The organism is Cohnella endophytica (assembly GCF_003628305.1).
In the GTDB taxonomy this organism is placed as follows: Bacteria; Bacillota; Bacilli; order Paenibacillales; family Paenibacillaceae; genus Cohnella; species Cohnella endophytica.
The window spans coordinates 55628-71479 of sequence record NZ_RBZM01000007.1; the positions used below are offsets into that span (position 1 = coordinate 55628).

The 15852-nt window shown below is 52.4% G+C and carries 14 protein-coding genes; 11 read left to right on the forward strand and 3 right to left on the reverse strand.

Going from position 1 to position 15852, the window contains the following annotated elements:
• Positions 1–47 precede the first annotated feature (47 nt).
• The 5 genes from yycF to D7Z26_RS16260 are packed head-to-tail and all read left to right on the forward strand — an operon-like array spanning position 48 to position 5614.
• Positions 48–788 carry a response regulator YycF gene (gene yycF, locus D7Z26_RS16240; RefSeq protein WP_120978046.1) on the forward strand — a complete coding sequence of 247 codons (741 nt, stop codon included), beginning with the start codon at positions 48–50 and terminating at the stop codon, positions 786–788.
• On the forward strand, positions 785–2614 hold the full coding sequence (gene walK, locus D7Z26_RS16245) for a cell wall metabolism sensor histidine kinase WalK (RefSeq protein ID WP_120978047.1): 1830 nt from the start codon (positions 785–787) through the stop codon (positions 2612–2614). The genes yycF and walK overlap by 4 nt, the downstream gene beginning before the upstream one ends.
• Positions 2611–3954, forward strand: a complete 1344-nt coding sequence (locus D7Z26_RS16250) for a YycH family regulatory protein (RefSeq protein WP_120978048.1) — start codon at positions 2611–2613, stop codon at positions 3952–3954. Before walK ends, D7Z26_RS16250 begins: the two co-directional genes overlap by 4 nt.
• 27 nt (positions 3955–3981) lie before the next feature.
• Entirely contained in the window at positions 3982–4749 is a 768-nt protein-coding gene (gene yycI, locus D7Z26_RS16255; protein ID WP_120978049.1) for a two-component system regulatory protein YycI, read from the forward strand.
• 58 nt (positions 4750–4807) lie between these two features.
• Positions 4808–5614 carry an MBL fold metallo-hydrolase gene (locus D7Z26_RS16260; RefSeq protein ID WP_120978050.1) on the forward strand — a complete coding sequence of 269 codons (807 nt, stop codon included), beginning with the start codon at positions 4808–4810 and terminating at the stop codon, positions 5612–5614.
• Between the two features lie 17 nt (positions 5615–5631).
• Here D7Z26_RS16260 and D7Z26_RS16265 read toward each other — a convergent pair whose 3' ends face one another.
• Complete coding sequence (locus D7Z26_RS16265; protein ID WP_120978051.1) at positions 5632–5832, reverse strand: hypothetical protein; 201 nt, start codon at positions 5830–5832, stop codon at positions 5632–5634.
• Positions 5833–6067: 235 nt separating this feature from the next.
• Here D7Z26_RS16265 and D7Z26_RS16270 point away from each other — a divergent pair, with 235 nt between their 5' ends.
• Complete coding sequence (locus D7Z26_RS16270) at positions 6068–7393, forward strand: S1C family serine protease (RefSeq protein ID WP_120978052.1); 1326 nt, start codon at positions 6068–6070, stop codon at positions 7391–7393.
• A 46-nt stretch (positions 7394–7439) separates the two neighbouring features.
• Positions 7440–7607 carry a CxxH/CxxC protein gene (locus tag D7Z26_RS16275; protein ID WP_120978053.1) on the forward strand — a complete coding sequence of 56 codons (168 nt, stop codon included), beginning with the start codon at positions 7440–7442 and terminating at the stop codon, positions 7605–7607.
• 67 nt (positions 7608–7674) lie between these two features.
• Here D7Z26_RS16275 and D7Z26_RS16280 read toward each other — a convergent pair whose 3' ends face one another.
• A complete protein-coding gene (locus tag D7Z26_RS16280) occupies positions 7675–9288 on the reverse strand; it encodes a response regulator (RefSeq protein ID WP_120978054.1) in 1614 nt (537 codons plus the stop codon).
• Between the two features lie 18 nt (positions 9289–9306).
• A complete protein-coding gene (locus D7Z26_RS16285) occupies positions 9307–11094 on the reverse strand; it encodes a sensor histidine kinase (RefSeq protein WP_120978055.1) in 1788 nt (595 codons plus the stop codon).
• A 97-nt stretch (positions 11095–11191) separates the two neighbouring features.
• Here D7Z26_RS16285 and D7Z26_RS16290 point away from each other — a divergent pair, with 97 nt between their 5' ends.
• From D7Z26_RS16290 to D7Z26_RS16305, 4 genes are all read left to right on the forward strand, one after another.
• Positions 11192–12472 (forward strand): ABC transporter substrate-binding protein, encoded by a 1281-nt coding sequence (locus D7Z26_RS16290; protein WP_120978056.1) that lies wholly within the window; start codon positions 11192–11194, stop codon positions 12470–12472.
• Positions 12473–12631: 159 nt separating this feature from the next.
• On the forward strand, positions 12632–13987 hold the full coding sequence (locus tag D7Z26_RS16295; protein ID WP_158602345.1) for an ABC transporter substrate-binding protein: 1356 nt from the start codon (positions 12632–12634) through the stop codon (positions 13985–13987).
• Between the two features lie 72 nt (positions 13988–14059).
• Positions 14060–14965, forward strand: a complete 906-nt coding sequence (locus D7Z26_RS16300; protein ID WP_120978058.1) for a carbohydrate ABC transporter permease — start codon at positions 14060–14062, stop codon at positions 14963–14965.
• Entirely contained in the window at positions 14965–15804 is an 840-nt protein-coding gene (locus D7Z26_RS16305; RefSeq protein WP_120978059.1) for a carbohydrate ABC transporter permease, read from the forward strand. The genes D7Z26_RS16300 and D7Z26_RS16305 overlap by 1 nt, the downstream gene beginning before the upstream one ends.
• Positions 15805–15852: the final 48 nt, after the last annotated feature.

The window sequence follows — 15852 nt, forward strand, 5'->3', positions numbered from 1 at the left end:
ATAATAACAGTAGATTAGCTTCCGAGAAGCGGAAGGCGGTGACGCGAATGTTGGGCAAAATTCTGGTCGTAGACGATGAGCGGCCGATTGCGGATATTCTGAAATTCAATTTGGAAAAAGAGGGCTACGAGGTCGTGTGCGCCTTCGACGGAGAGGCGGCCGTACGCCTGGCTTTCGAAGAGGAACCCGATCTGATTCTCCTGGATCTCATGCTGCCTATCAAGGACGGGATGGACGTATGCCGCGAGGTGCGGACGCGACTGTCTACGCCGATCATTATGCTGACGGCCAAGGATAACGAGATCGACAAGGTGCTTGGCCTGGAGCTTGGCGCCGACGATTACGTAACGAAACCGTTCGGTACGCGCGAATTGCTCGCCAGGGTGAAGGCGCATCTGCGCCGCCAGCGCAAAGTCGACGCTCCGCGGGCGGACGAGGAAGTGCAGCCGGAGGCAGAGCGTCAGGGCATTCGGTTATTTAACTTGTTCATCGATACGGACATGTACGTCGTCTATAAGAACAATCAACCGCTCGATCTTACCCACAGGGAGTTCGAGCTCGTTCATTATCTCGCGAAGAACAGCGGCAAAGTCATGACTCGCGAGCATCTGCTGCAAGCGGTATGGGGCTTCGAATATTTCGGCGACGTACGGACGGTCGACGTAACGATTCGCCGGCTGCGCGAGAAAATCGAGGATGACCCGAGCCGTCCGGAGTTTATTCTGACGAGGCGCGGTCTCGGCTATTTGGTGCGCAATCCGAAGATGAACGGCGGTCATTACGGATGAAAGGGATCGGCTTGTTCCGCAGCATTCAGATTAAATTAATCATGATGGTGCTGCTGCTCATCCTGATCGCGGTACAATTGATCGGCGTGTATTTCATCAGCACGATGAAGACGTCGCTCATCAACTCGTTCTCGGATAACTTGAACAAACAAGCGGACCTGTTGACGGGTTTCCTGTCTTCCACGCCGAACCTTTTCTCCGACAATAAGGGGACGAGCGATCAGACGGAAATCGACGTCAGTTCGCTGGTCAGAAACTTCGCGACCCGAGACGCGGCAATTCAAGTGCTGGACGCCGGAGGCAAGGTGATGGCGACATCCGATTCCTCCGAGCAATCGTATATCGGACGGAAAAATACTTCGTTGCTCCTCGGACGCGCGTTGCAAGGGGTCAGGGACAACGAGGAAGAGATCATCGACGAGCGCAACATCCGGAATAAGGTAATTGCCAAGCCGGTCATCAGCAACGGCAAGATCGTCGGCGCGATCTATATCGTCGCGTCGATGGAGAGCCTCTATCAGACGATGGAAGGCATTAACCGGATTTTCGTGTCGGCTACCTTAATCGCGCTCGGACTCACCGCGATCTTGGGGGTGCTGCTCGCAGGCACGATCACGTCGCCGATCAAGGCGCTGACGCGCCAGGCGACCGCCGTGGCGGAAGGACGATTCGACGAGCGCGTGCCGGTATTCGGCAAGGACGAGATCGGCCAGCTTAGCTCCGCTTTCAACGACATGACCGATCGGCTAAGCGACGCGCTGTCCATTAACGAGGAAGAAAAAGAGAAGCTTGCTTCGATTCTCTCCAATATGAGCGACGGCGTCTTGGCTACCGACGAGTTGGGGAGAGTCATCGTTACGAACCGGCGGGCAAGAGCGATGCTGGGAATCGGGGAACTGAAGGAAGGCGCGACGTTATCCGAAGCGCTCGGCATCGACAAGGAGCCGATCGCGGATACGCTGGAGGGCGTGGAATCGTCCCTGCAACTGAACCGGGTACTCGACGATCAGGGGGAAGAGCTCGTGTTCCGGGTGACGCTTACCCCGATTCGCCGCAGAGACAAGGGAGTTGCGGGCGCGATCGCGGTGCTTCAGGATATTACCGAGACGGAGAAGCTGGAGCAGTCCCGGAGAGAGTTCGTGGCGAATGTCTCCCATGAACTGAGAACGCCTTTGACGACGATCAAGAGTTACGCGGAAGCGCTCGACGACGGCGCATTGGACGAGCCTCAGCTCGCGGACCGGTTCGTCGGCGTTATTCGCAGCGAGACGGAACGGATGATTCGGCTCGTCACCGATCTGCTCCATCTCTCGCGGTTCGATTCCCGGCACAATCAATTGCGCCGTCAGAAGACGGACTTGGCGGAGATGCTGGAGGAGGTCGTCGACCGATTCTCCTTCCAGCTCCGGCAGAAGGCCATTACCGTGACGGTCAAAGTCGATCATAAGCAGAAGACGGCATGGCTCGACCGCGACGGAATCGACCAAGTACTTGATAATCTCGTGTCCAATGCGATTAAATATACGCTCGACGGAGGGGCTATCGACATTACCGCCAAGAGCAACGAAGCGGGTCAACTGGCAATCTCCATTAAGGATACCGGTATCGGAATTCCGAAGAAGGATCTCAATCGCATCTTCGAACGATTCTATCGGGTGGATAAGGCCCGCTCGCGCAATATGGGCGGCACCGGGCTTGGCTTGTCCATTGCCCGGGAAATCGTAAGGGCGCACGGCGGCTCCATTCAGTTGGAATCCGAGAGCAACGTAGGCACCGTGGTTACCGTGCTGCTGCCGATCTTGCCGGAAGGAAGTGAGACCGCATGATCGAGAAGGGTAAGTCGGCGCTTCTGTTCCTGCTCGTCGTGGCCAGTCTCGTGCAAAGTTATTTTCTCGCGTACAGCACGCCTTACATGGAAGCGAAGGTCAAGACCGATCTCAATTACGTGAAGACGGAGCCGTTAGGCGACGAGAGAGCGATCAGCGACTTGATTTTCCCCGAGCAGCTCATTATTCATCGGGGATACGACAAGCACACGGTATTCTATCCGAGCACGAGAACGTATTACAATTTGATTCTGGAAAAACTCAAGCTGCGCGAATTCAAGGGGCTTCAGCGGGACCAGGTCGATGCGGTCGATTGGGATCAAGTCCGGCGGGAGGACCAAGGAGTCGAGCTGCGCTTCGGTCGGGCGATTCCGTTCGAGTTGCTGCAGAAAGTGTTCAAGATCGACAGGGACTTCCTGTTCTTCGGCGATTCCATTGATCGCATCTGGATTTACACCAGCAAGGGCCGAGACGAAGTGCGAACGTTTTTCTTTAGTTCGGACGGTCGGTACGTCTACGAGTCGACGCGCGCGGACTTAACGATCGGGGACGTGGAAGGCTACGTCGGCTTCGGACAATACTGGGATTCTTATACGACCGTCGACGGCAACGTTTACGTTCCAGAGAAACCTTATACGAAGCTGCTGGAGATGGAGGTTCCGTTTACCAAGTATACGACGAACCAGATCCAGGAGAGCTTGTTTTTCGATCCGGGCAGTACGAAAACGTTACAAGACCAGGATAACAGCGCGGGTCCGAAACTCTATACCGACAGTAAAAAAGGCCTCAAAATCGAGCAGAACGGCGTATGGATGTCCTATACGGACCCCGTTGCCCGGACCGAAGGCGACGACAACCTCGTCGACAACGTCTTGGCGGCGGTCAGCTTCGTTAATCAGCATGGGGGATGGAACGACAAATATTTGCTCGTCAAAGACTCCGATTCGGGGTCGGGCGGCTCGACCATTCGTTTCCAACAATATTACATGGACGTACCGATCGTGTCGGGTAGCGTCATGAATTTCGGCTTCATGCAGTTAACGTTGGAGCAAGGCGGCGTATCGTCGTATAACCGGTCTCTTGCCGTGCTCGGCGCCGACGTGAAAAATAAGTACGTGAGGCAACTGCCGGGCGGCGATCAACTGCGCACGATTTTACACGACGTGAGCAAAAGCGGAAAAACCGTCGAAGCCTTGTTCCCGGCCGTAAGACCGGTGCTGAAGAAGGACTCGGTCGTGCTCAGACCGGTATGGGCCGCAAGGCTGAAGAGCGGCGAAGTGATTATCGTCGCGGACTCGTCGCCGATCACCTCGAACGAGAGCTTGAACAATTCGAAATAACCGACGAACGGGGAAGGGGGGAACGGGATGGACTGGAGACGCGCCAAGAGCGTGCTGATTTTTTCTTTTCTCATGTTGAACATCATTCTGGGTTATCAGCTGTGGACGGAGTGGCGCGAGCGGTTGAACACGGCGGTGGATTGGACGTCCCTTCCCCCCGAGACGTTACAGTTCATGCGGGACAACAACATTCAAGTCGACGACAATGCCAAGATTCCGACGGAGACGCCTAGCATGAAGGAGCTCAGCTATACGTTCACGCACCGTGGGGGGCTTAACCTATCTGAACGCAAGCCGATAGAACCTTCGCCGGAGACGCGGGTGGTCTACTTCGAGGAAGAGCTGACGCAGGCTCTGGGAGACGTCATTCCCGAGATGGGCAATTATAAGCTGGATACGTCCGGGAGCCACGAGGGCATGTACTTCGTCTTTAACCGAATGGTGGGCGGATGGCCGATATTCGATATTAACTTAAATCTGTACTATAGCGAACAGAAGATTAGGGCGTACACGCAAGACCTAATTCAAATCAAGCCGTCGACCGGATCGAAGGAACAGCAGGTGCTGTCCGCGACGAAGGCATTGGCCAAGGTCATCGAGCGGAATTTGCCGCCCGGGTCGGTCATCAAGGAAATTCGCTTAGGCTACCACGGGGAAATCTACGAGGACGCGGAAGCGCAATTGACGGCGCCTTCCTGGAGGATCCTGCTGGAGAACAGCGAAGAAGTGTATTACGTGAACGCGATCAATGCGGAAGTGACGACAGAGAAAGGCGATACCGCGGTTAATCATTGATTCTCGACGGGTCAATGGGGAAAGCGGATATCGTTCGGGAGAGGAACTGGAAACGATCATGGGACTTCGATTCACGGTGCTTAGCAGCGGATCGACGGGCAATGCGACCGTCGTAGCTACGGATTCGGCGAAGGTGCTCGTCGATGTCGGTTTTAGCGGCAAAAAAATAGAAGAGTTGATGAAGGAACGGGACGTGGCCGCTCAAGAGCTGGACGCGATCTTCGTTACCCACGAGCATTCCGACCATATCAAAGGGCTGGGAGCGTTCGCGCGCAAGCATAAGCTTCCCGTATACGCGAACGAGAAAACATGGGCGGCGATGCTCAGGACGGTGGGGGATATTCCCGACGACCAGCGGAAAATATTGCCCTCCGATAGCGTGCTCGAAATCGCGGACCTGCGGATCGAATCGTACGCGATCTCTCACGATGCCGCCGAACCGGTCGGCTATTGCTTCCAAGCGGACGGGGCGAAGCTAAGCTTGGCTACGGATCTGGGCTACGTGAGCGACAAGGTCATGCGGCAGCTGCACAATTCCGACGTGATGGTGCTCGAGTCGAATCACGACGTGAATATGCTGCGAATGGGCCGATATCCTTGGAACATCAAACGGCGCATTCTGGGCGATACCGGTCATCTCTCTAACGAGGCGGCAGGGGAAGCGTTAAGCAGCTTGTTGACGGGCAGCCTGAAACGGGTGTATCTCGCCCATCTGAGCCAAGAACACAACTTAATGGATTTGGCGAAGCTGACCGTGAGCTCGGTATTGGAGAATAACGGGCATTTCTATCATAAGAATGAATTCGCTCTTTGCGATACTTATCACGATAGGCCGACTCTATGGGATATCGTGAAAGAAGCATAATCGTTTAAATGAGAAAGTTATAACAGAAGCTGGCGATTAAGCTCGGCTTCCATCTGCGAGGCTTTGTCCCTAATATCGTCGGGAGTGAGGATGCCTTTCTCGACGAGAAGCTCGATTAAAGTGCTGATCGCCAAGAGCTGCCTGTAATTGTCGTGTTTCATATCGGACACCTGCGAAGCGAGATCAAGAAACCGCATGCCGTACTCCGTCGTTCTCATTGGATATCCTTCCTTTCTTTTACTGAGAATTATGAGGGGAAAGTACTTGCTAGTGCTCTCTCATTCTATTACTATTCTAGTCAAAACCTTAATAAACATTCCTATTATTTACGATAATAACGGTATAGAAACCGTATAAATAGTTATGATGGTTTAATAGAGACACCCGCGGTGCCGAGGACCTGCAGATCAGGTACGATCCAGGGGTCCCCGAATAGAAGGATGGTGCTTGACCATGAGCTTGTTCGATGATGATTTCTATTCCACGCGAGTAAAAAGGCGCCTTCGCAACGAGAAGCGTTCCGATTCCGGTCCCTTCGGAAGGCGAGGCCAAGGTTCCACGCTCAAGGTCGCTTTATTTTCTTCCGCCGCTAGCGCCATCGTCGTCGCGCTTTTGTTCACCTTCGTAAGAGGCGGAGGGTCTGCCGAGCCCGTAGCGAAACCCGCGCTGACCGGAGGACAGGCGTTAGTGGAAACATCGGAACGGATTATTACCGCCTCCGAGAAGGTCCGGCCCGCGGTAGTCAGCATAATCAACTTAACCAATGAAGCGTTGGCCGCGCAAGATCCCAAGGATAAGGCGTCCAAAGACGAGATTCCATATAACGCGAGCTTAGGCTCGGGGGTTATTTTTCAGAAGAAAGACGGAAAAGCCTACATCATCACGAACGCGCACGTTATTCAGGACGCGGCCAAGGTTCAAGCGGTTATGGTCAACGGGGACAAGAAGGAAGCGACGATCGTCGGCAAAGATAACGTGACCGACCTGGCGGTGCTGCAAGTAGACGATAAAGGCGTGGATACGGTCGTCGAGCTCGGTAATTCAAGCAAGCTGCGCGACGGCGAGATGGTCATCGCGATCGGCAATCCCCTTGGTTTCGGAGATTCCCTCACGCAAGGCATCGTCTCTAACAAGAAGCGGGTTATTCCGGTATCCCTTAATCAGGACGGCAATTACGACTGGGAGCAAGAAGTGATCCAGATCGACGCGGCGATTAACCAAGGCAACAGCGGCGGCGCGCTCGTCGACTTAAACGGCAAGCTGGTCGGCATTAACAGCATGAAAGTCGCGGACACCGGCGTCGAAGGCATCGGATTCGCCATTCCGATAGACAACGCGATCCCGATTCTTCAGACGCTGATGGAAAAAGGAAAAATCGCCCGTCCTTACATGGGCTTATATTCAATGGATCTGGGAACGTATCTGGACGGCTTGCAGATGGATGTCGCCGACGATTCGGATAGCGGCAACGATGGCAGTGCCGACGGTCAGACGGACGGTTCACTGGAGTCGGCCGATCCCATCGTTCCCGACGGCGTGGATGAAGGCGTCATCGTATTGGAAGCGGTCGGTCCATCGCTCGCTGCCGGAATTCAGTTCAACGACATTATCGTGGAGCTCGACGGCAAGCCGATCCGAAGCACCCTGGATCTTCGCAAATATTTGTATAATAGCAAAAAAATCGGGGAATCGTTGAAGGTAACCTACTATCGGGACGGCAAGAAGGCTTCCCTTAACGTGAAGCTTCAAGAGAAAACGGAAGAGCCGCAAGATCGTTAAGTAATATCCGAGCATCCCAGTAAGCGAACGAGAAGGGAACTGGACCATGTACTGTGTATGCCGCGAGCATGTAGAGCTTGCGATCGATAAATTCGTGGACGAATACGAGGATGCGCCCGATCTGGTTAACTTGCAGACGACGACATTCTCGGCCTGGCACCCGCCCGAGCATTGCGAGTGGTGCGGTAACAAGGTGGAAATCTTGGTGGTATAGTCGCGACGTATAGAAGGCCGCAGGCTCTCCGGAAGGAGGAAGCTTGCGGCCTTATTCGTATTGAGCTTTAATGCTCCGATTTGTAGTCGACGGGGGAGTAGCCGGTATATTTCTTGAACGCTTGGCTAAAGTGGCTGGTATTCGAGAATCCGACGATCTCGGACACCTCGAAAATTTTGAGATCCGTTTGTTGAAGCAATTGTTTGGCTTTGTCCATTCGTACCCGCGTTATATATTGGTGAATGGTTTCTCCGACCTCCGACTTGAACAAGGTGCACAGATAGTTGGTGTTCATATACACCTCCGTAGATAGACGCTGTAACGAGATTTCCTCCCCGAAGCGTTCGTCGATGTAACTTCTGACCTGTTCGATTTCCTTGCGGTAGCTTGTGCTCTTCGAACGGTTGATCCGCTCGAGGCTGATTTCGGCGAAAGAACGAAGCGCATCCCTTAACCGGATGGAATCCGAATAGGTATGAAGCTTATCGTAGAGCTCGTCGTAACCGGTATCGAGCAGGCTTAAGTTCAACGCGGAGAAAATTTTCGAGGCGGTCAGCAGCAATTGTTGAACCGTTGACTTCATCATGGCGTAGGCTTGATCCGAACCGGATTCCCCGGAAGCATCGAACCATTCGTCAAGCACATCAAGCGCGCGTTCGTCCCCGTTGCGCAGATATTGTCCCCACAGCAGCTCTTTCTCGTAAGCGTAACCTACGGCCTGATCGGACGATGGCGGCAACTCCAAGCTGGAGGCGTCGATGAGTTTGCTCTTGCCCAGCACGGCGCTTAATCGAATGGCGGCGTGTGCTTCTTTGCAAGAATAGTGAATCTGCTCGATCCCGGAATAGACGTTTCCGATTCCGATCGAGACGGATAAATTCAAGTAGCGCTTGATATTATCTTTAATGTCCGCGGCCAGCTCCAAGCAAACTTTTTTCAAATCCGCGGGCTCCGGGTCACCCTCATTCAACGAAACCAATACTTCCAGCGTGTTTTCCAGCGCAACTACGGATACTCCCCAATGTTCCCGGTTAAGAACCTCGTCGCACACGTTGCGAACGGCGAATAGCGATAATTGTCGATTGGCTTCTTCGGTGCCGGGTCTCGTTAAGAACTGCTCGAGACCGATATGGAGTACGGCAAATTTGGACGAAGGGAACCGAATTCCCGTATACTCCATTCTTCGATCGACATCCGATGGAGAATAACGTTGATGGAGTAAGTCGGAGACCAGCTTCTCACGGAGCAGAGGCATCGCTTCCTCGATATTCTTCTCTAGTTTTTGAATGAAGTTGGTCTGATCCGTCTGCTCCCTCACGCGGAGGACCGCCTTCTGCACGGCTTCCGAGAGCTCGCGAGGGGAGATCGGCTTCAAGAGATATTCGTTAACGCCGAGCTGAATCGCTTCTTGGGCATATTGGAATTCGTCGTAACCGGATAAAATGATGAACACGGCGTCGGGCAGATTTTCCTTCGATGCCTTCATGAACTCGAGACCGCTCATCCGGGGCATATTGATGTCCAGAAGTATGATGTCGGGACGATGCAGCAGGGCCAGCTCGAGAGCTTCCTTGCCGTCTTCGGCCAGCGCCGCGACCTCAAGCCCGAGCTCGTCCCAGTCGAAGCCCTCCGCGATGCCGAGTCGGATATTCTCTTCGTCGTCTACGATCATGATTTTCATGGATAACGCCTCCTGGCTCTAAGTTAATTCCAACGGGGGTTGCTCGACTTGGGGCAGGAGAAGGCGGATAACGGTGCCTTCGCCGAGGGTGCTTTCGAAAGATAGGCCGTACAGAACGCCGAAGGAAAGCTGGATGCGGTCGTGAACGTTCCGCAAGCCGTAACCCTTGGCGGGATCATTCGTCTTCGAGCCGCTTAAGGATTCCCGCAGCTTGCTTTGTTGTTCCTCGTTCAGCCCGCAGCCGTCGTCGGCGACGACGATCGCGATGTCGTTACCTTGTTCGGCCACGCTAATGCGGACGCTTCCTTTGCCTCCTTGATCCTTGAACGCGTGAAGAAGCGAATTCTCGACGATCGGCTGCAAGATCAGCTTAGGAATATAATAATTCAAGGCTTCCGGGGCGACTTCGATCTCCGATTCGAACCGGTTGGAATATCTGAACTTCTGAATGTTGAGATAGCTGCGGATATGCTCGATTTCTTGATGGAGCGGGATAAACGGACTTCCATTGCTTAAGCTAATCCGGAAAAACTTTCCGAGGTTCGTCAAGACGTCGCTGATCTCCATCTCTTTTTTCCTAACGGCAAACCAATTCATCGACTCCAAAGTGTTATATAGGAAATGGGGATTGATCTGGGCCTGCAACGCCGTTAGTTCGGCTTTTCGCTTCAGTTTCTCCTCCTGGATATTCCGCTCGATCAGATTTTCCATTCCGTTGGACATGCGGATCAGAACTCCGTTGAGCCGTTCGATCTCATCCCCGCTGCGAATATCGGCTTGAACTTTGAAGTTACCCTTCTCCATCTCGCGGATGACGTTCATTAGCTTGGCGAGCGGAACGGTGATTCCCTTGGATATGAAAATGGAGATGACGGCGGCGAGCAGGATGCAAATGATGCCGGCGATGATCAAATAATAACGCAGGGAGGATACCTCCCACATGATCTTGTCGTAGGGCGCAAAGCTGATCAATTGCCAGTCGTACTTGGACATGGAAGATTTCAAGACGAGATACCGTTGCCCTTGAAGGCGAATAGAGTCATGTCGAAAATCATTGTCCGTCACGGAAGGCAGTAATTTGGCTACGTCGATCTGCGGATATAGCTCGGTTTGTTGCAGCATAATCTGCCGATTGCTGTTATAAACGACGGTTCCCCAGTCGTCGGAGGAGTCGAGCTGCCTAAGCGCGTTGTTTAAGATTTTGGCATCCATCTCGATAGCAACGGTGAACAAGTATTGCGTAGGGTCGGCTAGGTCGTATGCCTTTTTGATATAAGTGAGCGTTTCTATGCCTTCTAGGCTTGTCCCGCGGATAATGGAAGTATGAATGCTGGAGAAGTAACTGTCTCCGGAGGATTGCTCGTAGGATTTATACCATTCATCTTGGAAGAATACGTTCTTGTAATCGTAGTCGAAGCTATAGACGATACGATCGTTTTCTTCGAACAACGAAATATCCGTAATATAAGATTTGAGAAACTGATATTTTTTGACGGCGTTATCCAGCAACTGCCTCGTTTTGGAGTCTTGTTCATTTGCCTTTATCGTATGGATATCGTCCAGAATTTGATCGTCGACGGAAATGTTCTTGGCGAGTTCCGCGACGTCCTGAAGGTAAAACTCGACATTGTCGAGGCTTTTATTGACGACTTGTTGATTGTAGAGGGAAATCTTATTCTCCACGATACGCGAGATTTGCTCATAAGCGATGGTCGTAATGGCCGCTACGCATATGCAAATAACCGCCAGAAAACCGATCAATATTTTGCGGTTGATCGTTAAGTTCCATCTCAGAATCGATCTCATGAATTAGAGTCACCCACATCCGTTATTGAATCGTCTCACAGCTTAGTATAGTTTAAGAAGGAGATAATAAATATGTCGAAATTTGGTGAGGTCCGACATGAAACGAATGAAAGCCATATTCAGCGTAATCATGATCGCCGCATTGCTGACGGGCTGCTTGGATCGGAAAGACAAAACGCCGTCGGGGGCTTCGAAGAACGACGATTTGACGGGAACGATAACGATCTGGTCGTACGCCACGGACAATGAGGCGAAGATCAATAAGGCGTTTAACCAGCTCTATCCGGGAATCAAGGTCGAGGTTATTCCGGTTCCTTGGGCCGATTATGACCGCAAATTTCAGATCGCCTTAGCCACCGGCGCGGATCTTCCGGATATCGTGACCGTGGAATCCTACTGGTGGGGAAAATGGCAGCAGAAAAAAAGCGTGTTCGAAGATTTATCCCTCTACGGCATCCAGGCAGCCGATATTAACGAAATGTCGTCGGAGCTCATCCGAGGACCGGATGGGGAGCTTGCGTTCGTACCCGTCGCGACCGGAATCGCTTGTATATGGTACCGTAAGGATCTCGCTCAGAAATATTACGGCTTCGGCGACTCGAACTCGCTGGAGAAGAAGTTGACCTCTTGGGATGCGTTATTGGATCTAGGTCGCCGAATCAAGGAAGAAAGCCAAGGCAAAGAGTTTTTGTTCCCAGACACGATGTCGGTCGAAGAATTCTTGATTGCTTCCCATAAGGATTACATGGACGGGAATGCATTGCTCTTAACGGACCGGATTCTTCCCCAGTTCGAACTGATCCAGAAGATGCTGGAGCAGGGATATATCGCGAAATACAAGGGAATGGACCTGGACCGGTCTTATGTTCAAGGGAATGTCATGTTCTATCCGTTCGCGGATTGGCGGAGCGATTATATCAAGAGCGTGGACCGTAACGGAACGGGCAAATGGGGGGTCATGAAGCCGCCGGGAGAAGTGTTCGTTCGCGGCGGCTATGGATATGCCATACCGAAGAAGAGCAATCAGGCAAACAAGAAGCTTGCCGCCAAACGGATCGAGTTCGTACTCTCCCAGCAAGGGTCGCAGGCGGTCATAATGGACACGAATCAGTTCTCCGCGTATCGCAACGCCTTCACGGATACGATTCTGAGGACGACGGATCCTTACTTCAAGGAGAACATCCAGCAGAAAATATTCGATTGGTCTAAGGAAATTCGCAAACCGGTCCGTTACGGGGAGTATGACGACATTATCGAAATGGAGCTCCGGATTCAAGCCTATAACATGATGATGTCTAGCATTACGGCCAAGCAGGCGATCGACAACGCAAGAAAAGAGATCGAATCCAAGCTGAAAGGCAAGATTCTGATTAAATAGCGGACAAGCGTGAATACATCTGAAGATTACGATAGAGAACCCGAAGAATTCGAATTCTAACGGGTTCTTTTTCTTTTTATACTGGGTTCATAGCCAGGGAACATGCGGCCGCAGACCACCTGAGCCTTACACATCGAATAGGTACTGGAGGCTTATACCGTGAAGAAACGCAGCACTAGTCTGTTGCTTCTCGTAGGAATCGTCGTAAGTTTGCTAGCGGGTTGCGGAAACAAAGACAACAATTCGGCTAACGGCAACGCATCTCCTTCGCCATCGGCGGAGCCGAGCGTTAGCGCTAGCGCATCGCCATCGGAATCGACAGGGGACACAGAGAAGAAGCCGGAGGATTATAAAGGCGAGATTACGGTCTGGACATGGAATAACGATTACTTCAAAGAGCGCGTGGCGGATTTCGAAGCGACTTACCCTAACGTCAAAGTTAATCTCACGACAATGGGCTGGGGCGACTATCTGACGAAATTCGAGGCGACCAAAGCTTCCGGAGGAGACCTGCCCGACGTGGCGCTGGCGGAATCTTACTGGTGGGGCAAGATGCTCGGCTATAAAGATATATTCTTGGACCTCGGCACCGTAGGCTTTAACAAAGAAGATCTAGTCGCGTCGGCGTCGGAAGCGGTCGTGAACCAGGAAGGTAAATTCGTGGCGATTCCGGAAGGCTTGGGCGTAGGAGCGATCTGGTATCGCAAGGATTTGGCCAAGCAGTATCTGGGTACGGACGATGCGAACGAGCTTGCCGCGAAATTGTCCACATGGGACGACTTTTTCAAAGCGGGCGATACGATCAAGAGCCAAAGCGGCGGCAAAGTGTTCTTGACGCCGAACGCGACCGACTCGATCGAAGCGCTCATCGGATCTCTGAAAACATCGGGTAAAAGCTATGTAGACGGAGATATGCTTACGTTGGACAATATGAAACCGGCGTTCCAATACGTCGAGCAAGGCTTGAAATCGGGCACGATCGGCAAGCTTGAAGGACCGGCGGCGGATGCGGCATGGTCGCAAGGCAACGTTGTTTTCTTCCCGTCGGCAGGCTGGAGAGAAGGCTTCATTCCGAACGTGGACAAGGACGGCAAAGGCCGTTGGGGCGTCATGGTGCCTCCGGGCGGAAGCTACTTCCGAGGCGGTACGGCCGAATTGATCGTGGACAAGAAAGATCCGGCCAAAGCGGAATTGGCGGCACTGTTCATCAAGCAAAGCCTTTACACCGAGCAAGGCATGAAAATCAACTTCAAGTACGGCAACGTGAGCGCGGTTAAGAGCTTCGTGGACAACAAAGTCACGAACGGCGTGAATGAATTCTACGGCGTAGACCTCACGGCTCTCTACTATGACTGGCTCTCCAAGATGCCGCCCGCGAAATACGGCAAGAACGACAGCATCATCGAGGACGCGCTTAAGACGCAAGCCAACGCGATTCAGAAAGCGGGCATTACCGCGGATGCGGCTCTAAGCAACGCGGCCAAAGAAATCAAGGACAAAGCCAGCATCCAGTAAATCCAAACATCCATAGGCGGAAGGACGGAGATCGCATCCGTCCTTCCTTCCGATAGGGAGCGTGCAACGACGATGAACTCCTCGAAATACGGCTATTTGTTCGTTTCGCCGTTTTTTATTTTTCTTTTCTGCTTCTCGCTCGTCCCGATCCTATTCACCCTTTTCGTTAGCTTCATGAACTGGGATCAATTCGAGAACATGCATTTTATCGGCTTAAAGAACTATATCGACGTCTTGCAGGGCGGCTTATTCTTCAAGTCCCTCTACAATACGCTGCTGATCATGGCCATCTCGTTGCCCGTCAGCCTCGTGCTGTCTCTTGGATTGGCTTTCCTGATTAACGAGAAAATGACGAAGATGAGCTCCTTTTTCCGGACGGCGTTTTTTCTTCCGTACATTACGACGCCGGTCGCGGTCGGCGTATTGTTCAGCTTGTTGTTCAACTACCAATTAGGCTTTATTAATATTTTGCTGCAGAAGAGCGGACTGCTCGGCGAACCGATCTATTGGATGGCCAAACCCGTATACGTGGTGAGCATCGTGGCTCTGATCGTCGTATGGAAAAGCTTCGGTTACAACATGATTTTGTATTTGGCGGGCTTGCAGACGATTCCTCACGAACTATACGAGGCGGCGGAAATCGACGGCGCCAACCTATGGCGAAGATTCCTGGCGATCACATTGCCCATGCTTCGTCCGATCTCCCTGTTCGTCATCGTCACGACGGTCATCTGGGGACTGCAAATATTCGATGAACCGGCACTACTAATGGTCGGCACGGATTCGAGTAGCAGCATTTCCAATACGCTAGGCGGACCGGAGAAATCGGTGTATACGCTAGTGTCTTACGTATACGAGGAAGGTTTTGTCTTGTTCCGTCCGGGCAGATCGGCAGCCGTCGCGTATTTGATGACCTTGGTCATCGTCGTCGCGTCATGGATGAGCATACGGTTCGTGAATAGGGGGCAGAAAGCCTAATGCATGCTTCTAGAAGATCCGACGCTAATTTTGCAATCAAAGGTTTAACGTATATCGTCTTCGTTCTGCTGGCGATATTCACGTTAATTCCTTTCTATAGCATGTTCATTATGGGGACTTACGATAGCTATCGCTTATTCGAGTTCGACGGGTTACCTTCGAATTACTTGTCCGCGAATTGGAAGACGGTCATGAAGGTGCCGGAGATGGGGGACTTCTTCACGAATAGCCTCATCGTGTCGGCGGTAGCGGTCTCTCTCGGCGTGCTGATCTGCACCGCGTGCGGATACGGGCTCGCGAAATTCAGCTTTAAGGGCCGCGATTCCCTTAATCGTCTCGTGCTGTTCACGATGATGGTCCCGTACCAATTGGGGTTGGTCGCCTACGTATGGGAAATGCGCGTCCTGCATCTGAACGATACGCTCGTTCCGACGATTTTGCCCTCGCTCTGCTTGGGCTTCGGCGTATTCTGGATGACGCAATATATCCGGGATACGGTGCCGACGGAAATTATGGAGAGCGCGAGAATCGATGCCGCGGGCGAGGTACGCATTTTCTTCAACATTATTTTCCCGATTATATCCCCTGCGATCGTTACGCTTGGTCTGCTGATATTCATCTGGTCCTGGAATAGCTTCCTAGTGCCGCTGCTAACGATCAACGATGTACACAAATATACGCTACCGCTCGGAGTAACGCTGTTCAACGGGCTTTATTCCACCGATAACGGGGCGAAAATATTGGCGATTTCCTTGTCGACTCTGCCGGTCATTCTCGTCTATGTTCTGTTCTCGAATAAACTGATCAGCGGACTTACGGCGGGTGCGGTGAAAGGGTAAGCGAATCGAAAGGCATCAAGAGGTTGGACCAAAAAGGAGAGACGGAAA